Annotated in this window: 19 protein-coding genes and 1 tRNA gene; 8 read left to right on the top strand and 12 right to left on the bottom strand. The window is 55.6% G+C overall.

All coding sequences use genetic code 11. The features are described 5' to 3' along the window. Window positions 1-2,082, bottom strand: a complete 2,082-nt coding sequence (gene purL / locus PISL_RS00535) for a phosphoribosylformylglycinamidine synthase subunit PurL (protein WP_011761861.1) — start codon at window positions 2,080-2,082, stop codon at window positions 1-3. A gap of 142 nt (window positions 2,083-2,224) precedes the next feature. On the opposite strand from purL, the gene purE reads away from it, so the two are divergent. The 3 genes from purE (at window position 2,225) to PISL_RS00520 (ending at window position 5,230) form a co-directional block, all read left to right on the top strand. After that, window positions 2,225-2,707, top strand: coding sequence for a 5-(carboxyamino)imidazole ribonucleotide mutase (gene purE / locus PISL_RS00530; protein WP_011761860.1), 483 nt, complete (start codon window positions 2,225-2,227; stop codon window positions 2,705-2,707). Between the two features lie 70 nt (window positions 2,708-2,777). Continuing rightward, entirely contained in the window at window positions 2,778-3,854 is a 1,077-nt protein-coding gene (locus PISL_RS00525; RefSeq protein WP_011761859.1) for a 5-(carboxyamino)imidazole ribonucleotide synthase, read from the top strand. Window positions 3,855-3,901: 47 nt separating this feature from the next. After that, on the top strand, window positions 3,902-5,230 hold the full coding sequence (locus PISL_RS00520; protein ID WP_011761858.1) for a hypothetical protein: 1,329 nt from the start codon (window positions 3,902-3,904) through the stop codon (window positions 5,228-5,230). Here PISL_RS00520 and PISL_RS00515 read toward each other — a convergent pair. The 3 genes from PISL_RS00515 to PISL_RS00505 all read right to left on the bottom strand — a co-directional run bounded on the left by PISL_RS00515 (window position 5,227) and on the right by PISL_RS00505 (window position 7,126). Continuing rightward, window positions 5,227-5,694: a PaREP1 family protein gene (locus tag PISL_RS00515; protein ID WP_011761857.1), complete on the bottom strand. Its 468-nt coding sequence runs from the start codon at window positions 5,692-5,694 to the stop codon at window positions 5,227-5,229. The genes PISL_RS00520 and PISL_RS00515 overlap by 4 nt on opposite strands. A gap of 113 nt (window positions 5,695-5,807) precedes the next feature. Further along, window positions 5,808-5,922, bottom strand: a tRNA-Pro gene (locus PISL_RS00510). Between the two features lie 22 nt (window positions 5,923-5,944). Continuing rightward, window positions 5,945-7,126, bottom strand: a complete 1,182-nt coding sequence (locus PISL_RS00505) for a glutamyl-tRNA reductase (protein ID WP_011761856.1) — start codon at window positions 7,124-7,126, stop codon at window positions 5,945-5,947. Window positions 7,127-7,202: 76 nt separating this feature from the next. Between PISL_RS00505 and PISL_RS00500 the strand changes: the two genes are divergently transcribed. Beyond that, window positions 7,203-8,243, top strand: a complete 1,041-nt coding sequence (locus PISL_RS00500) for a formate--phosphoribosylaminoimidazolecarboxamide ligase family protein (RefSeq protein ID WP_053240229.1) — start codon at window positions 7,203-7,205, stop codon at window positions 8,241-8,243. Here the strand turns inward: PISL_RS00500 and PISL_RS00495 are convergent. Then, window positions 8,236-9,237, bottom strand: coding sequence for a formate--phosphoribosylaminoimidazolecarboxamide ligase (locus PISL_RS00495; protein ID WP_053240228.1), 1,002 nt, complete (start codon window positions 9,235-9,237; stop codon window positions 8,236-8,238). The genes PISL_RS00500 and PISL_RS00495 overlap by 8 nt on opposite strands. A gap of 72 nt (window positions 9,238-9,309) precedes the next feature. Here PISL_RS00495 and PISL_RS00490 point away from each other — a divergent pair, with 72 nt between their 5' ends. Further along, the gene (locus PISL_RS00490; protein ID WP_011761853.1) at window positions 9,310-9,819 is read left to right on the top strand and encodes a hypothetical protein; all 510 of its coding nucleotides are present in this window, start codon (window positions 9,310-9,312) and stop codon (window positions 9,817-9,819) included. 156 nt (window positions 9,820-9,975) lie between these two features. Here the strand turns inward: PISL_RS00490 and PISL_RS00485 are convergent, their stop codons facing one another. Next, window positions 9,976-10,590 carry a hypothetical protein gene (locus PISL_RS00485; RefSeq protein ID WP_011761852.1) on the bottom strand — a complete coding sequence of 205 codons (615 nt, stop codon included), beginning with the start codon at window positions 10,588-10,590 and terminating at the stop codon, window positions 9,976-9,978. A gap of 123 nt (window positions 10,591-10,713) precedes the next feature. Here PISL_RS00485 and PISL_RS00480 point away from each other — a divergent pair, with 123 nt between their 5' ends. Continuing rightward, on the top strand, window positions 10,714-11,223 hold the full coding sequence (locus PISL_RS00480; protein WP_011761851.1) for a PaREP1 family protein: 510 nt from the start codon (window positions 10,714-10,716) through the stop codon (window positions 11,221-11,223). Here PISL_RS00480 and PISL_RS00475 read toward each other — a convergent pair. The 5 genes from PISL_RS00475 to PISL_RS00455 all read right to left on the bottom strand — a co-directional run bounded on the left by PISL_RS00475 (window position 11,214) and on the right by PISL_RS00455 (window position 14,946). Further along, window positions 11,214-12,713, bottom strand: a complete 1,500-nt coding sequence (locus tag PISL_RS00475) for a hypothetical protein (protein ID WP_011761850.1) — start codon at window positions 12,711-12,713, stop codon at window positions 11,214-11,216. The two genes, PISL_RS00480 and PISL_RS00475, sit on opposite strands and share 10 nt — an antisense overlap. Further along, on the bottom strand, window positions 12,710-13,423 hold the full coding sequence (locus PISL_RS00470; protein ID WP_011761849.1) for an ABC transporter ATP-binding protein: 714 nt from the start codon (window positions 13,421-13,423) through the stop codon (window positions 12,710-12,712). The genes PISL_RS00475 and PISL_RS00470 overlap by 4 nt, the downstream gene beginning before the upstream one ends. Window positions 13,424-13,559: 136 nt before the next feature. After that, complete coding sequence (locus PISL_RS00465; protein ID WP_011761848.1) at window positions 13,560-13,982, bottom strand: bis(5'-nucleosyl)-tetraphosphatase; 423 nt, start codon at window positions 13,980-13,982, stop codon at window positions 13,560-13,562. A gap of 21 nt (window positions 13,983-14,003) precedes the next feature. After that, window positions 14,004-14,345 (bottom strand): nucleotidyltransferase domain-containing protein, encoded by a 342-nt coding sequence (locus tag PISL_RS00460; RefSeq protein ID WP_011761847.1) that lies wholly within the window; start codon window positions 14,343-14,345, stop codon window positions 14,004-14,006. 49 nt (window positions 14,346-14,394) lie between these two features. Further along, complete coding sequence (locus tag PISL_RS00455) at window positions 14,395-14,946, bottom strand: hypothetical protein (protein WP_167827568.1); 552 nt, start codon at window positions 14,944-14,946, stop codon at window positions 14,395-14,397. Here PISL_RS00455 and PISL_RS00450 point away from each other — a divergent pair. Then, a complete protein-coding gene (locus PISL_RS00450; RefSeq protein ID WP_053240227.1) occupies window positions 14,894-15,130 on the top strand; it encodes a Holliday junction resolvase-like protein in 237 nt (78 codons plus the stop codon). The two genes, PISL_RS00455 and PISL_RS00450, sit on opposite strands and share 53 nt — an antisense overlap. 96 nt (window positions 15,131-15,226) lie before the next feature. Here the strand turns inward: PISL_RS00450 and twy1 are convergent, their stop codons facing one another. Further along, complete coding sequence (twy1, locus tag PISL_RS00445) at window positions 15,227-16,282, bottom strand: 4-demethylwyosine synthase TYW1 (protein WP_011761845.1); 1,056 nt, start codon at window positions 16,280-16,282, stop codon at window positions 15,227-15,229. Between the two features lie 47 nt (window positions 16,283-16,329). On the opposite strand from twy1, the gene PISL_RS00440 reads away from it, so the two are divergent. Beyond that, a complete protein-coding gene (locus PISL_RS00440) occupies window positions 16,330-16,629 on the top strand; it encodes a hypothetical protein (protein WP_011761844.1) in 300 nt (99 codons plus the stop codon). Window positions 16,630-16,631 lie beyond the last annotated feature (2 nt).

Here is a 16,631-nt window from a genome sequence, read left to right as displayed (position 1 = left end):
TCAAAGAGACATTAGACGTTTAAGCTCTTCCACCCCCCGCTTATATATCAACGTCCCGCCACATTTAACCACAAACTCTTCGCCATATGCCTCGCCAATTGCAACGCCAGGCCCCTCTGCTCCCGTTGCTATAAAACGGCCATTCGACTCGCTAAATAATAGATAGTCTAGTCTTGTAGTCTCTGCCGGGGCTTTACATACATCTATTTCGCCGCCTATGCCGCTGTTTATAGCCATTTTTGCCAACGCCGTAATTAACCCGCCGAGTCCTACGTCAGTAGCGCCACTTATTTTCCCAAGCCAGCTCTGTATAACCGCTACAATTTCTTTTTCAGCCGCATAATCTATACTAGGAGGCCTCCCAGCAAGTATCCCATGTACTCTTTTTAAATACTCGCTCCCCCCTACTTCACCTTTTGTAACGCCCCAGATGTATATTTTGTCGCCGTCGTGCCAAAGCGCTCTATTTGCCTTAGACACGTCGTCGATTTTGCCAAGCACGACCACGGCAACTGTCGGCTTTATGGGACGGCCCATGTATTCGTTGTATAGGCTGACTTTACCCCCTACAATAGGCACCTCAAGTTCAGTTGCGGCTTCCTTTAGGCCTTGTACAGCTTGTACAAACCGCCAGTAGACTTGCGGCCTCTCGGGACTCCCCACGTTTATAGAGTCTACGGCGGCGAGGGGAACTCCGCCCACAACGGCGACGTTTCTATAGGCTTTTACAAAGGCGTTGGCGGCCCCCAGTCTCGGATCTAAGAAGGTGTACCTCGGATTGGCGTCTCCCTTTACTACAAGGCCCAGTTGCCCACGTTGATAGAGTTTTAACACTGCGGCGTCTCCCTCCCCCGGCTTTACTGCCGTCCTAACTCCTACATCGAAATCAAAGCGCATGTATATAGACTCTTTCTTAGCTACATTGGGGGAGGACAAGACAATATCTATCGCTTTGTCTATAGGCGGCTCGGGGATTTCGGGAATATCGGATGGTTGGTAAGGCTCTTGAGGCCAGAGGATTTCCGGCGCTCCATCTGCTAGAGAAATAGGTATGTCGACTATCTTAACGCCCTTCCACATTACCAATACTCTATCGCTTTTTACAAAACGCCCTGGGATAGAGTATGGAACCTCGTATTTTCTCAGCGCCTCCTCTAGACATGGCAAATCTCGTGGAGAAATGACGAAAATCAGACGTTCTTGTGTCTCGCTTATGAGCAACTCCTCGGGCAAGGCCGATGCATCTCGTACATGTAGCTTGTCTAAGTGGAACTCCACCCCTAGGGAAAACCAGTGGGAAAGCTCGGCGAGAGCTGTGGCCAAGCCCCCGCCTCCCAGGTCTTTTATGAACTTTACACATCTACTAACTTCTTTCACTACGTCGATTAGCTTTTTTCCCATTAGGGGGTCTGCCACTTGTATTGCGCCGAGGTCCTCGCCCCCCTCCAAGGTCTTGCTGGCGAAGGCCGAGCCGCCTAGCCCGCTTCTGTCTGCCCCAAGGCCCGCCACCACGATGTAATCCCCAGGCTCTACGTAACCCTTCGGCACAGCCTCTGCCTCAACCACCCCGACGCAAGTGGCGAGGACTATGGGAGTGTATGTAAAATCTTCGTCAAACCACGTCTCGCCGCCCACCACGGGGACCCCGACTCGGTTGCCATAGTCAGAGATACCCTTAATCACGTTAGAAAATATCCACTTGGCGTGGGGGTCCTCGGGAGGGCCGAAGTGTAGATTAACGAGAAGAGCTATCGGTGTCGCTCCAACGGTTAGGATATCTCGTATTATCCCACCGACGCCGGTAGCTGCCCCGTTGTAGGGGTCGACGGCGCTAGGGTGGTTATGTGATTCTATCTTAAAGCTGACGTAGAGACCGTGCGCCACCTCTACAAGCGGGGCGTCTGTGCCCCTTCCTCTAACAACCCACGGCGCAGAGCCGGGGAGCTCTCTGAGCCACATCTTAGTGGATTTGTAGGAGCAGTGCTCAGACCAATGTGACGTGAAAAAGGCCAACTCGGCGGCTGTGGGCTCTCTCCCCAGTCTCTCACGTATTATCTCAAGCTCGCGTTGTGTTAAACCCATGGGTATAGGAACTGGCTGTTATAAAAGTTTAATCACTCGGTTAAATATACTGCGGATTTTTATTGAAGGGACGTAGGCGATTTTACGCATATGTTTAAAATATTACCGGGGAAGGTATAAATTGGTCTAAGTCACCTGGGACATGAAGGTGGCTGTGATAATGGGGTCTATAAACGACCTAGAGGTTATGAAAGAGGCTCTAGAAGTTTTAAAGATGTTAGAAATACCATATGAAGCTAGAGTAGTAAGCGCCCATAGGACGCCAGATTTTATGGCAGAATTTGCTAAAAAGGCAGAGCAGGAATTTGACGTAATTATAGCCGGGGCTGGAGGGGCTGCCCATCTGCCAGGCATGACTGCGGCATATACGCCGTTGCCTGTCATAGGCGTCCCCATACCGACAAAACACCTCGGCGGTTTAGACTCGCTACTGTCTATCGTCCAAATGCCCAGGGGCACTCCCGTAGCCACTGTGGCAATAGGCGGAGCTGCAAATGCGGCTTTTCTCGCAGCTAGAATCTTAGGCATAAAATACCCCGAGGTGAAAGAGAAAGTGAAAAAACACATGGCACAAATGCGCGATGAAGTTCTTTCAAAAAGTTTCTTAGGCGATTTTAAGCCATAAAATAAAAATCTAGGGGGGGTAAAACTCGGCGGTTGCGGAATTTTTATAAAACAGCTAGTTAATAGAAACCATGCGGCTATTGGTTCTCGGAGGGGGCCAGCTGGCACTTATGATGTCCTGGGCAGCCGCCAGACTGCCGCTGGACTTTGTCGTCTACGACCCAGACCCCAGAGCCCCTGCGTATAAATATGCTATTAAGGCGAGCGACCCGCTGCGGGAGGTAGAGAGGGCGGACTACGTCACCTTCGAGTTTGAAAATGTGGAATGGGAGGTGGCGGAATACGCCCACAAACTGGGCAAGCTGAGGCCCCATCTGGACTACCTTAGGGTGAAGAAGAGTAGGATATGGGAGAGGGAGGCGCTCGGCGAGCTGGGGGTGCCGACCCCCCGCTGGGCTGTGGCTAGAGATGGCGCAGAGGCTATGGAACTGGCGGCCAAGTGGGGGAGAGCCATCGCCAAGGTGCCCTCCGGCGGCTACGACGGCAAGGGCCAGTATCTGCTCCCCAGAGAGAGGCCGCCCGCGGAGGGCCCCCTCCTGGTGGAGGAATACGTAAACATCGCGAGGGAGTTCTCAATAATAGCGGCTAGGTCTGAAGACGGCGACGTGTACTTCTACCCGCCCGCCCAGAACTACTACGTCCAAGGCATCTTGGTGTGGAACTACGCCCCCGCCGAGGCGCCGCCCGAGGCCTATAGATACGTGGAGAAGATCCTGGAGTGGCGTAGATACGTAGGCATCCTCGCCGTGGAGTTCTTCGAAGACAGAAGCGGCAGGATTCTCGTCAATGAGATCGCGCCCCGCGTCCACAACACAGGCCACTGGACCCTAGAGACAGACGCCTCCCAGTTCGAAAACCACGTCAGAGCAGCCGTCGGCCTCCCCCTCAGGAGGCCACGCGCCTTAGCGCCCACCGCCATGGTGAACCTACTGGGCGTCGCCAGCCCACCCATTAGGGAGCTGGAGAGGCTCGGCAAGGTGTACTGGTACGGCAAGGCGGAGGCGCGGCCCAGGCGCAAGATGGGCCACGTAAACATCACAGCAGACACCACGGCGGAGGCCATAGCCAAGGCCCGAGAGGCGATGAGGATAATCTACGGCAGAAAATTCCCAGAACTCGTCCTCAAAAACTACGGCAGTAGACAATAGAAAAAACAACAAAAAACGAACGTAAAAAATAGTAGATTCTCCCGGCTATGGGGTGGGGGATCACCAGGAGAAGACTCCTCACGTTGGGCGTGGCAGGCGCGGTTGCGGCGGTTGGCGGCTGGCAACTCCTAGGCGTCTTGAAAAACGCGGCGAGGCCGCAGACGAGGAGCTACTGGTTTGAGCGGGTATCTGAATTCGCAAGTAACGACGACGTGGTGGAGCTCAAGTTCGTAGACGAGTTCGACAGACCTGTAGACTTCAACGCACTTCTGGTGTGGGAGCCAGATGGCGTTGTGGAGGAGGTGGCTGTAAAAGACGGCGTCCTTAGGCTAGACAAGAGGAGAGTTAAGAGACAGGCCGAGAGCTGGGTTGAAGAACAGCTGAGGAGAGACAACCCTACGTCTACGGAACACGCCCTGTTTACCATACTGCCCACCGCGCCCGCGGAGCCGCTGTTTTACACAGACGTAATTGAGAGGCCGGCGTTGAGGAGCAGAGTATATAGAGTGAGGGGGGCCGCCAGGAGGAGCACCGGCCATAGATTTGCGACTTGTCCAGAGGCCAAGGTGTTTTACATCTCAGACGTCAATCTCACGGATCCAGATTACGTGCCGGCAGTCGCCCTAAAAGACTCGTCTTCAAAAGCCTTCGGCGAAGATATCTGGTTCGGCTACAAAGTAGACGGTAGCGCTCTAAAGTTAAACGCCTACGGTGCACTTAGCTTGAAGTGGGGCACAGAGCTTAGAATAACCGGAGAGTACAGCTGGGGCACGGGCAACCTAATATCGCAAGGTAGCGGAGGCTACGCCCCAGCCGACGGGCAGTCGGCGGCTGTGATGTTCTACTCTTCAATATGGAGGGTCATCGGCTACGACGTATATGATATCTACACATGCAATGTGGTTGACACACGCGCCAGTTTATACATGCTAAACCTCGCCTTTGAAAACGGGAACATTGCGCTTAGGTCAGTTGGCTACATCCCAAAGATGCCGACCTCCATCAGCCCCGCGGAGACCCGCACCTACACGGGGATAGACGGCAAATTGGGAGATTATAACACACTTTGGTACCTCGAGATTATGAAAAATGAGCCTCTTCTAGACGTCGGTGGAACACTGGGGGTGGGCCTTCCCGTTGGCGATCTCATCGCCAACAAAGTCCCCAGCACGGTGGCGTCCCTTATAAAGAAACTATACGCAGGCTTCAACTTCCAGGCGTATGGAGCTGTTGCCAACTATATAGCAAAGGTTTCAACAGACGCCGCCCCGGGCGCCAAGTACGCCCTTAGGGTTTACAGAGCCGCGTTTGTTCACTATCTCAAGGACTACGTCTTTAAGCCCCTAGTCACTATAGCCGAGGTCGTAGACGCCTAGGTCTCGGCCAGCTTTTTTAGCTTCTCCACGAGCCTCAGCGCGGACTCCCTGTGGACTTCAAAGCCCTCCGGCGAGAGGAAGTTGCGGTAGAAGTTGGCATGTAGCCTTTCCGCCATGGCGAACGCCGTGACGAGTTCTCTGTCTTTTGTCTCTCTGTACAGTCTGTCGATTAGCACCGCATAGTCTCTGTGGCTGTAGTGAGGCTCTCCCCTTTTCTTGGCCAACGCGTTCAGCAGGGCTGTGACCGCGCCCCAGTACCTCTCGCCGGCTTGTACAAGATCGCCCCCTCTATACAGCTCCTCGGCCTCCCTGAGGTATTTCTCGTGTAGGCGGAGATACAGCTCGACGCGCTCGGGCGGGTCGAGCCTCCCGGCCAACAGATCTGCGAGAAAAGCCTCTACATCCCGGTCCCCAGCCGCCCTCTTCAAAAGCTCTGCTACTGCGGGAGAAAGTGTTATGGCCATACAATTGGCGGCGCATCTAGTTAAAAGTTTTGCCACGCCTATGGCGTAGTTGTAGATGGCCAACGTTTATATAGGCCAGGCCGCGCTTGGGCGACAGTAGAGCGATGTGTGAGTGGTGGGGCCGCCGGGATTTGTGGGCCGGCTCTACCGCGAACCCGGGATCACGCGGACCCGAACCGCGCTTTAGAGGGCTTTAAGCCCTATCCTACCAGGCTAGACTACGGCCCCTTACGTTACTCTCCTACAGTTTTTATATTTTTCTGCCGATGGTCTGCGACAGCATCTGCGCTAGTTTTACAGCCTCTTCTATCTGGCCATCTTCTGCCATCTTTTTTAGCCTCTCTACAAGGGGTAGGAGAATTCTTTTCACTGTGGTTCTCGCGGCTAGAGTCGCCGTGTTACAACCGGCTCTAGCCCCCTCCTCTTCTGCGGCCAACATAGCCGTTTCAATAAAAGTGGAGACTGTCTCTTCTATATATCTCCTGGCGAGGAGCTTGGGTAGTATCGCCAGCTCCTCTTCGACTATGGCCTCAGCTTTGGCTATCTCGGAGGCTCTCTCTGCGTTGTATTGCTCCGCTATCTCCCTGAGGTCTTCTATCCGTACAACTTTCACAGGTAGGCCAGACGCCACGGTCTGGGGGACGCCGAGGTCCACCACTACTTTTACAGAGGCCCCCTCTGGTATTTTATCTATTATATACTCCATGGAGTGCACTGAGGAGAACACTACGTCGCACTCTCTCAGACAGCGCTCTACTTCTTCCTTAGTCAGCGGCCTGGCCTCTCCCCCCGTCTTAGCCGCAACCTCCTTAGCTTTTTCTAAAGTCCTGTTTAATATATAGAGCTTTTTCACACCCCTGGCCGCCAGCTCCATAGCTAGCCCGGCGCCAACTGCGCCAGCTCCCAATACTGCGACTTTGGCTTGTCTCATGTCGAGGAGACGCGACACGTAGATTATTGAAAGAGAGCCCAGCCCCCTGGGCCCCCTAGATATCGCGGTCTCCGTCCTCACCCGCTTCCCCACCCGCACGGCCCTCTCTACTATAGTCTTCAGCAAGCCTCTGGTGTAGCCGGCTCTCACCTGTCTGTCAAAGGCTTCCTCCAGCTGGCCAAGTACGTCGGTCTCGCCGATCAACATAGAGTCCAGCCCAGCCGCCACACGGAAGAGGTGGCGCGCCGCCTCGACGCCGGCGATTATACGTACAGAGTTGACATATTTCCTGTAGGTCTCTGCCACAGTCTGTACCTCCTCTGGCGAGGCGCCGTACAAATAGGCTTCAACTCTGCCACAAGTATGTAAGACGTATATAGGCGTGCCCCGCCCCATTTGCTCAAGACATTTACGCATTTCTTCGCCAATTTTTCCAAGCGTATCTGTGTCAACCTCTCTATACGTCAAAACTATGGCGGAGAGGGGAGAGAGTAGATCCATCTCTCGTTAAGAGATTACAGCTATTTAAGTGATATTATACAAAGAAATGTCTATAAACTGTTGCTTACTTCTGTCTATGGTTTCTGTGGCTGTGTTGGCGTCCCATAGCGCATTAGACGTGTTAGATGGCGCCAGAGACGAAGGGCTGAAGACAGTGGCTATAGCAAAGAAGGGGAGGGAGAGGGCCTACAGAGAGTTCCCCGTGGTAGACAAGCTAATTGTATTAGATGACTATAGAGACATATTGAAGATCGTAGACTTATTAAAGGCCGAGGAGGCGGTTTTTGTCCCAAATAGATCTTTCGCAGTATATGTGGGCTACGACGCCATAGAGAGAGAGTTCCCAGTGCCGATCTTCGGGAACCGGTTCCTACTAAGGTGGGAGGAGAGGACGGGGCCTCAGAACTACTACCGTTTGCTAGACGAGGCAGGGATAAGGCGGCCTAGGACTTTTAGACCGGACGAGGTGGACCGCCCAGTTATCGTCAAAATGCCAGAGGCGGAGAGGAGGGTCGAGAGGGGGTTCTTCATCGCCCGCGACCGCGACGACCTATACAGAAAGGCCAAACGTCTGGCAGACGCCGGAGTGATAAAGCTGGAGGACTTAGAGCGGTCTTCCATCGAGGAGCTGGTCCTCGGGGCCCATTTCAACGCCAACTACTTCTACTCAGTCATGAGGAGACGGCTTGAGTTACACAGTTTCGACAGGAGGATACAGAGCAACCTAGATGGGGTGTTCCGCCTGCCTGCCAGAGACCAGCTGGAGGTAGACCCTGAGGTGAGGTATATAGAGGTGGGCCACGAGCCTGCGACAATACGAGAGTCCCTCCTCGAGAAGGTGTTCGACGTCGGCTACAGATTTGTGGAGGCGGCACGCCGTCTCGTCCCCCCGGGGGTGATCGGGCCTTTCACCCTTCAGTTCATTGTGACACCCCAGCTGGACCTCGTGGTTTACGACGTCGCGCCGAGGATAGGCGGCGGCACTAACGTATACATTGGGATCGGGGGGCAGTACTCCAAGCTCTACTTCGGCAAACCGATATCGATAGGGAGGAGGATAGCTATGGAGATCCGCGAAGCCGCCGAGCAGGGGAGACTCCCTGAAATTACTACGTGAAGAGATCCTCTAGGCGGCCCCTCCGGGCGGCCTCCCTTATCTCGTGGGCTATCCTCTCCCCCATGTCCATAGGCCTGTCGAAGTAGAGGACTGAGTAGGGCGAGCCGTAGCCCATGTATATGTTCGTCCCAGCCACAATCCGCCCAGAGAACTCGAAGACTGAGATTGACATGTCGTCTCTTATTATAGACTCCAGGCAGTAGGGCCCCGCAAGTCTGCAGCCGACCACCTCCTCGACGGCTTTGGCAAACTGGACGCCGTACTTCCATATCGTTGGGAGTAAAGACTCCCTAAGAACCAGGGGGAGGTTGCCCACGACGACGAAAGTGGGCTCTACCCAGCCGAAGGTCCTCCCGTCTACGTTAGACTCGTACCTAATGTCTGCGCCAAAGACCTCCACCCTGCCGTAGACCGGCGAGGAGAAGTAATGGTAGTAGGCCGGCACGCCGAATACGTACTCCTGGATAATGTAGTCGCTCAAGCCGGCCAGCCTCCTCCTCAGCTCCTCTCTATCTCTAGCGAGGAAGTACCCCCTGCCCCCCTTGGCGCCGAAGAGCTTAACTATGACGGGCCTATCCACCTCCTCCGGCGTTTTGTAGACCCTCGACGTGGGGATGCCGCCTCTCTGGAGGAGCTCCATCTTCTTGTACTGATCTGCCTCCCACTTGATTAACTCTCTACAGCCGAGGGTGGGAACCGGCGCCTCCAGCGCCTGTCTCCAGCCGACGTATTCTACGTAAGAGCCATGTGGTATAAAAACTGCATTGGCTTCTACCAGTTTTTCAGCCGCTTTTACAAAATTTCTAAAGTCTACAGTCCACACTTCGTCTATGAAGTTAAACTGTTGGTAAAATTCGGCGACGTCGGCTCTACCCGCTATCGCAATAGTCCTAAAACCATATTTCTTTGCCCCCCTCAGAATTTGTAATGCAGTATGAGACGCCACTGTTGCTACAGCAAGTTTTTCTAAGTCATATCTCTTTAATACAGACATGTGCTCCAGATGTTGAAGACTTTTGAATTTTTGTATGGCGACAAAGATATAAGTCTGACGTAACATTTCAATATGTTTTCCTATTGGCAACGGAGAGAAGACCCCCTCACACGTTGTATAGAAGATGTAGTTTTTAACATAGGCGTAGAGGGAGACAAGTGTTTTCTTGCGGCTGTTGAATATCTATGTAAAAAGAGACTTGGCGAGGCGACTTCTATAGATAAGATTGCGGTTAAGTACGGCGTATCTCTTCTCTGCGTATATAAATGGTACGCAAAGCTCTACCAAGAGGGAGTTCGTTATCCCAGAGACCGCGTTGAGCAACTACTTGAACAAGTGAGGGGGAAATACGGCGTGGCTATTGCAGAAGAGGTAAAAAACCTCTACAACTTCCTCAAGTCTAAAGGCGCGTTAGACGGCCTCAAGCCAGAGGGCGTAATCGCCGCCCTCCTATACTACGCCGCTAAAAAACACGGACTTAGATACGACTCCATTAGAACAGCCGAAGAGTTTGGAGTACACCCAGAAACCGTGGAGAAGAACATCGTAATATTTCAGTGGTATCTACACGGCAAAATCTAACTCGTCGACGTTATTAAACGTTATCTGTATGAGAGAGGAGCTGACTCTACTGAGCCGGCTGAGGAAGCCCCTCCTGGCAGTTATCTACGGCGGGGGGAGGGTCGGCGATGAGTAGCCCCATGGCAGCGTCTAGAAGCCGCTGGTTTCCGGCGCAGTTTACGAGACGTTGGCCAAGGAATATCCCCAACCCCGCCACGAAGCCCCCACCGCGACCCGATGCTTAAGCTCTACGCTTAAGGCCGCCTCCCCAACCCTAGCCGCCGGGAGGAGGGCCTCAAGCTCTCTAACAAACGCCCTCGCGAGGGCAAAACTAGCCGCTGTTCCAATAAACACATCTAGCACGCCAACTACGAAGTTTAACACGGCTCGGGCCGCCGGGTGCTTGAGGTAGAACTCCCTCTTCCCCCACGCCGCATCTGCCAGTAGCTTTCCGCCGGTGGCGAACATGGCGGCGGCTACGAGGTATTTGAGGATGGGGAGGGGGAGGAGTAGGAAGGTTAGGAATCCGGCGACTACGCCGGCTAGCGCCGTGAGCGACCCCACCCGGAATATCGGCCCTTGTATCGCTCTACGGGACGCGGCTAGGTTCAGCGCTATCGCCACAGCCGCCGCGATGGCGAAGCCAAGCAACACGGCGAGGGGGTCCTCTCCCGCGAAAATCAATACAGGAAAGAGGACGATGTTTGCGTAAGCGCCCTCTCTACTAGCCGTCGACAACGCGCCAGCGAAAAACCTGGCGTAAAACCACAACGCAATCCTCCCCCAATCCACAGCGGCGGGAGGACACGAATATAAAACAGTTCCTACCTGAAGGGCGGGGCTTCCGGTTGTACTCCGGCATCCTGCAGAGGTTGTGTCATGGCGTTATTTATTTATAAACCCGTGGCATGAAACGTGGAGTTTGTAGAAATCAAGATCCCGAAGCCGGTCTACGAACTGCTGTCTAGACGCGGCGTTGACGTAGAGGCCGAGGTTTTAGACAGGTTGTTGTCTGAACTGGATCCGCCTGAGGAGGCGGCGGAGAGGGTTAGGCTGGCAGAGAGGTTCTACGCCGAGGCCATGCAGTACGTCGAGAGGGGCAACCCCGTGCAGGCAAGCGGGAAGCTGTATAAAGCCGCTGAGGAGTGCATAAAGGCTCTGGCTACGTGGTTCAAGACTCCGGAGGCGGCTGAGGCAAGGAGAGAGGGGAGGTGGTGGACTAAGCTCTTGGCCAGAGCGGCGAAGACCCTCAGCGCCATGTTGAACCAGCCCCAGATCAACATCGGCTGGAGCGTGGCGTACGACCTACACGTATGGGGCTTCCACGAGGCCACGTTGGCTGTAGAACACGTCAAAGCCGCCGCGTCGCAGATAGAGAAGCTCTTGGAGACGACTAAGGCCTTGCTACGGAGCTCTCACACGTAGCCGTTCTCCGACAGCTTGCTCACAGCCCAGCTCCATAGCGGAGCCCCCCTCTCGGACAAAACCACGACGTAGAAGAAGGCCGCCGAGAGGGACAGCACAACGGCCGCGTCTATCAGGGCTATCTGCCAGAGGAACTCCAGCTTGAGGAAGTAAGCAACAACCGCCAGCGCGTAGGGAGACAGGGAGAAGGAGTAATAGAGGAGCGCTGCGAGGAGCTGGAGGATGTTCCAGAGCGAGAGCTTAGGCGTTGTGATGGGAATTTCCAACTCCCTAATCTGCGGGGGCGGCTTGACGGAGGCCATGAGCCAGGTGGCGCTGGGGGCTACAAGCGCCGCCGACGCCAAGACAACCGCTAAGAAGGCAGACGGCGGAAAGACGGCGCTCTGCGCCAAAAACACAGCTATCCACGGGACCAATAGCAAAGCCGTGATAATGGTCCTAGCCGCCATCCTATACCGCAGGTACTTCAAGCCGCCGGACAAAACACTAATCCAGAGCCTTTCATGGGCAACCGCCTGGTGTAGAGCTGAAAAAACGAAAAGCAGCAGAAAGTTAACAACAATAAACCCAGCTATTGATAAATCGACGCCGCTTGTAATGTGGGCGGTGGAAAGAAAGGCATATACTGCGGCGGCCGCCGCTGAGATCGGCATAAATGTTTTGAGCACGTTAAAACTCTTCTCACGCCGAACTATAGACCCCTCGGGAGATGTATAATATACGTCCACCACCGCGTTGACAGAGGTGTGCCATATGACCCCCCAGAAGGTCTTAGGCAAAGCCTGTGGTCTCTCTCCCCTCCCGCCCAACCTAAGCGCCTGCTCTTTGGCCAATATGCCGTATGCGTTCGTAGCCACCTCTTCGATCCTCTTATAGGGAGCAGTTGCGAGATACGCCACGGTCAACATTATCGCCTCGAGGGCGTGGAGAGGAGACGGATAGTACAACCCCCGGAAGGGCGACATCTCCGGGGCTACTAATAGCAACAAGACGAGAGCGGGCAGTATGCCGACGTAGAAAACGCGTGCTAATCTGCTGGACAGATACGAAGCGGTTAATACCGCAAATGCAGATGTAAAACTTAACGAGAGCCAAGTGGCCAAGTAGAAAAGGAGGCCAACCGGCGAGAAGTTCAACGCCATCACTGGGAAAGAGACAATAAAGTAAAATAATGCCAAATCTATGGAGGCGGATAGGACTTTAGCTAGGTGCACCGCCCTTGGATCTACAGGTGTAGCGAAGACGAAGTCGAGGTCTTGTTTACTCGCCGTTATGCCGCCGAAGATCGCCACGATAGAGAAACCCAGGTACAACGATAGTAGCACGAACGGCACGCTCATGGGCAGGGAAGCTGTACCTTGCTGTGGGTTGTGATATACCTCCCACAGCGTATTTGCAGAAATTAAGGCGAACATGCCTATCTCGAAAGCTAAGCTCCACTTTGAGTGGGTCTGTTTAATGGTGTAGTACACCAGCTTGAGGAACCTCATCTCATCAGGCGGGCCACCACGTCCTCTATCCTCTCGCCCGCGTCGGCCGCCTTCTCCCTAAGCTCGTCCATTGGCCCCTGCCAGACTATCCTCCCCCTGTTTATTACTAGGGCTTTGTCCGCGAGCCTCTCGGCCACCGACATTATATGCGTCGAGACGAATATGGCCGACCCCGACGACTTCAACGACTGGAAGAGCTTGACGGAGTCTTGTTGCGCCGGGATGTCGAGGTAGTTCAGTGGCTCGTCGAGGAGGAGGACCCTCGGCTTGTGCATCACTGCCAGCGCGATGGCCAGCCTCTGCCTATTGCCCCTTGAGAGCGAGGCGGCGGTCCGGTCTGCCAGCTCCTCTATGCCGAGGAGCTTAAGCGCCTCGTCCACCGCCGAGTCGGGGAGGCCCCGGAGCACCGCCATGTACTGGAGGTTCTCTCTGACAGTTAGGTTTAGGAAGGGCACGGCATCCTCGGGCAGAAAGCCGAGGCACGCCTTGGCCTCCCTAGGCCTCGCCTGTACATCATAGCCACAGACGGCCGCCCTCCCTGCGTCTGGCTTCAAGAGACCGGCGAGGATTCTGAGAGTCGTGGACTTGCCAGCGCCGTTGGGGCCGAGGAGGGCCACTGACTCACCGCACCCCACCTCGAAGCTCACTCCGCTAAGGGCCGCAACTGAGCCGAACCTCTTGACAAGCCCCTCAGCCCTGATGCAGCCCACATACCTCGAAGGGAAGTTATTTAAGACTTTTTAGTCTTACCGAAGTAGCGGAACCTGCAAATGTCTCCGCGTTGCCACCGCGGGCTGCTTGAGGAGTGTCTATCACGGCATTGGGAGAGGTGGCGTCTCGGCTAATTTACACGCCATCCAGTGTTTTTACGTGGCGGTGCGCCTTGGCAAGGACGCGCCTGGACGTCTCGTAGGTCACTCTCGCCAAGGCTTTGTCGAAGGGGAGCCAAGCGTAGCCTGTGTGCTCCCAACTCAGCTTGACCTCCTTAGACTTAGCCCTCGCCAAGAAGAATATGACCTTCTTCCTCACCCTCCTCCCCCCTCTGGTGTAGACGTACTCCACCTCCTCTCTAAAGCCAGGGATGAGCTCCACCTCCAGCCCCGTCTCCTCCCTGATCTCTCTCAGCGCTGTCTGCTCCGGCGTCTCCCCCGGCTCTACGTTGCCCTTGGGGAAGTCCCAGTGGCCCGCGGGGTAGTGGAGGAGGAGGTACTCCACCTCTTCCCCCCTGTAGAATACCACGGCGCCCGCCGACACCTCGTCGTATTCCATAACTCTTTAGTAAGGAGATCTCTATTTATGTTCTACACAGAGGCCCAGCCCTAGGCCGTCGTGTAGAGTTTTACAACCCCTAAGCATCTGGGCCAAGACGCCGTCTACCACAATGTCGACGGGGACGCCCCGGCAGAGCCTTCTGAGCTCAGCCGCTGTATCGAAGTAGTCCCCGTAGCTGGGAATCACAACCAGTATGTCGAAGTCGCTTACCGCGCCGTGCATCCCGGCAGCCCTCGAGCTGAAGAGGAAGACGGAGACCTCGCCGCCGTATCTCTTCACTATCGCCCTCACGCACTGGGCAAACCTCTGGGGATACTCCCTTACTCTTTTGGCAAGGGTCTCCACGAGATTAGGTCTCATGGCTTGCGTTGCCGTAGCGCTAGATACATGAGGACATGGCCGGCGAGCGTCAGCGCCCGCCCGCCTTTATGGCCAGCGCGGGCATGTCCACCGCGTAGAGGAGGCCGGCCGCCAGCATCCTCTTGTCTCTAAATCTGTCGTAGAGTCTCAGCGCCCCCAGTATGAAGACGAGCGCGTAGCCGGCTATCCCAAGGGGTAGGCTGGCCAGTAGCAGAGCTAGAGCCGCCAAGCCCGCGGCTCCCCTAGGCGTGTTGAGGTCTCTGGGGAACGTCGGCGGATCGCCCCGATACGCCCCCGAGATGGCGATCGATGCGCCGATGGCCGCCAAGCTGTAGAGCATCAGCTTGACGCCCAGGTGGCTTAGGGCGAAGCTGGAGTCAACGGCTTTAAGCTCGGCGAAGCCGCGCCTGAGGTACAGAGCCAGCGCCGCGAGGGCGAGGACGACAGCGGCTGTAAAGAAGGCCGTCGCGGCCGAGACAGCGCCCACCATGCCAGCCGCGAAGGCCGCAAGGAGGTAGCTGGAGGAGCGGTATAGACAGCAACTGGAGGTGAAGAGGCGGGAGGAGATAAGGCGCAATGCCGTCGAGAGAAGCGCCTTCACGATCCTGGGCAGAGTCGGGGAGCAGTTGGTGCCGCTCTACCTATTCGAGAGATATGGGATCGAGCCGAAAGACCTCTGCTTCATTGGGAGCCCGGTGGACTACATGGCATTTAGGGGGCTGAGCCGGGGGCAGGTGGAGGAGGCGGTGTTTATAGAGGTGAAGACGGGTAAACCGCCACGTTGAACGACGCCGAGCGTCAGGTCAGGAGGGCCGTCGAGACCAAGAGGGTGAGGTTCGAGGTGTTTCACCTAAGGGAGGAGCCGCCCTACAGGGTAGACGTCACCTAGGCGGAACGATCCACCTGTCGACGTACCGGTCCATGTTCTGGATCACGACGATGCGGCTCGCCTCGTCTTCGTCCATGTATCTAAACCTGGCGCCTATCTTCTCGAGCTCCGCCAGAAGTTTAAACGCCCACTCCCTCACCTCTTGGTGGCTTAGCATGTCCTCCCTCTTCAGCCTTTGGGTGGAGTGGCCGAGGTGCATGTAGCTCTTGACCTCCACGAAGTGCGGGTTGCCCCTCTTGACTATCTGGGCGAACTCGGGTATGTACCTCTCGTCGTAGTTCAGAGAGCGGATCAGGGTAATCCTAAGGACCGTCCTGGTAGGCATCTTGGCGAGGAGGTCCAGCGACTCCAGCCACCTCTCCCAGGCGTCTTCGCGGCGGTAGACAGGGACGTTTATTAAGTAGTACAGCTCTCTGTTGGGGGCATTCGTGGAGAGGTACAGCTGGGTGGGGAGGGCGTCCTCCTCGACGAGCCGCCTTAGCATCTCGGGGTGCTGGCCGTTGGTGACGAGGAAGACCGACTTCGTAGAGGGGAGTGACTTCACCAGCTTTATCAGCTGGGGGAGCTTGGGGTACATGGTGGGCTCCCCCGAAAGGGAGATGGCCCAGTGGGTCGGCTCGAGGGCCTCCTTTATCCTATACCTCCCCTGTGGGTGGCCCCAGTAGCCGGAGAGAAGCCGTCTCCTCTCTTCGAGGACTTCCCTCACGATCTCCTCCGGCTCCATGTAGAACCTCTCCTCTAGCTGGAATGTGTCGAACTCCTCGGTGGGCCGCCAGCAGTAGACGCAACGGTTGCTACAGACCAGCCCCACGGGGCTCATCTCAACACATCTGTGGGATCCGCCGGCGGGGGCGTTGTAAAACTTCACCTTGTAGCAAGATCTGCCGGTCTCCAGCGCATCCTTAGTCCACTTACAGAGTTCTACTGTGGCGTGGCCCGCCACGCCGTAGTGCCGCTCTATCAGCGCCCGGGCCGCCGAGGCCCTAATCTTGATCTTGGGCCCCTCCAATATGTGGTACCTCCCAAGCGCCTCAGTTTCACAAGACACGTAAAAACTCCCGAAACTAATATATATACATTCTCCTATACAGCCACATGCGGCTTCTGGTCTACGCCGCGCTAGCCTTCCTCATATATTTCGACGCCCTCCTTACCTACATAGCCGTGGGCCACCTCGGCGCCTACGAGGTGATGCTACGTTTCGTGAACCACCACCCCGAGTCTATATGGCTGGTGGCGGCCGGCAAAAACGCCGGCGTGCTGTACCTAGCCCTGAGGAGGAGGCGCTACCCCTGGCTGGACTACGCCGCCCTCGCCCTAGCCCTCTGGCACAGCGCCGCCGTCTACAACGGCGTGATGCAACTGGCAAAGGTTATATATACTGGCGCCTATTGACG

This window comes from Pyrobaculum islandicum DSM 4184, from assembly GCF_000015205.1.
Taxonomy (GTDB): domain Archaea; phylum Thermoproteota; class Thermoprotei; order Thermoproteales; family Thermoproteaceae; genus Pyrobaculum; species Pyrobaculum islandicum.
Note: the sequence above shows the minus strand (reverse complement) of the source record. Positions and strands in the feature narration are given on the sequence as shown.

Excerpts from the sequence above, each read along its gene's own strand:
- purL (WP_011761861.1), bottom strand. The coding sequence starts at position 2,082 with ATGGGTTTAACACAACGCGAGCTTGAGATAATACGTGAGAGACTGGGG.
- purE (WP_011761860.1), top strand. The coding sequence starts at position 2,225 with ATGAAGGTGGCTGTGATAATGGGGTCTATAAACGACCTAGAGGTTATG.
- PISL_RS00525 (WP_011761859.1), top strand. The coding sequence starts at position 2,778 with ATGCGGCTATTGGTTCTCGGAGGGGGCCAGCTGGCACTTATGATGTCC.
- PISL_RS00520 (WP_011761858.1), top strand. The coding sequence starts at position 3,902 with ATGGGGTGGGGGATCACCAGGAGAAGACTCCTCACGTTGGGCGTGGCA.
- PISL_RS00515 (WP_011761857.1), bottom strand. The coding sequence starts at position 5,694 with ATGGCCATAACACTTTCTCCCGCAGTAGCAGAGCTTTTGAAGAGGGCG.
- PISL_RS00505 (WP_011761856.1), bottom strand. The coding sequence starts at position 7,126 with ATGGATCTACTCTCTCCCCTCTCCGCCATAGTTTTGACGTATAGAGAG.
- PISL_RS00500 (WP_053240229.1), top strand. The coding sequence starts at position 7,203 with ATGGTTTCTGTGGCTGTGTTGGCGTCCCATAGCGCATTAGACGTGTTA.
- PISL_RS00495 (WP_053240228.1), bottom strand. The coding sequence starts at position 9,237 with ATGTCTGTATTAAAGAGATATGACTTAGAAAAACTTGCTGTAGCAACA.
- PISL_RS00490 (WP_011761853.1), top strand. The coding sequence starts at position 9,310 with ATGTTTTCCTATTGGCAACGGAGAGAAGACCCCCTCACACGTTGTATA.
- PISL_RS00475 (WP_011761850.1), bottom strand. The coding sequence starts at position 12,713 with ATGAGGTTCCTCAAGCTGGTGTACTACACCATTAAACAGACCCACTCA.
- PISL_RS00465 (WP_011761848.1), bottom strand. The coding sequence starts at position 13,982 with ATGGAATACGACGAGGTGTCGGCGGGCGCCGTGGTATTCTACAGGGGG.
- PISL_RS00460 (WP_011761847.1), bottom strand. The coding sequence starts at position 14,345 with ATGAGACCTAATCTCGTGGAGACCCTTGCCAAAAGAGTAAGGGAGTAT.
- PISL_RS00440 (WP_011761844.1), top strand. The coding sequence starts at position 16,330 with ATGCGGCTTCTGGTCTACGCCGCGCTAGCCTTCCTCATATATTTCGAC.